Origin of the sequence: Photorhabdus viridis, assembly GCF_040256935.1 — a bacterium.
Lineage (GTDB): Bacteria > Pseudomonadota > Gammaproteobacteria > Enterobacterales > Enterobacteriaceae > Photorhabdus > Photorhabdus viridis.
Map to the genome: position 1 here is coordinate 1 of NZ_JBEJZY010000414.1, position 253 is coordinate 253.

Sequence of the window (253 nt, forward strand, 5' to 3'; positions counted from 1 at the left end):
TGCCATGTGTTCGGTGGAATCGTCAGGATAGGTGATGAGGATTAACTGGCCGTTATCGTTATAGTCATAACTGACCCTTTCCATCAACGCATTGGTAAAGCGGCTCAACCGATGCTCATTGTCGTAGTGCCATGCGCTGCTCTGCCCAGAACAGTCGGTGTGGCGGATCAGCTGCCCCTGACCATTCCAGATAAAATGGCTTTCTCCGCCTTTGGCATCCGTGATTCTGTAAGGACGCACCGTATTATTAAAG

1 protein-coding gene is annotated in these 253 nt (G+C 50.2%); it reads right to left on the reverse strand.

The features are described from left to right. Positions 1–253: RHS repeat domain-containing protein (locus tag ABR397_RS23970; protein ID WP_350307868.1), on the reverse strand; the 253-nt coding region annotated here is incomplete at both ends.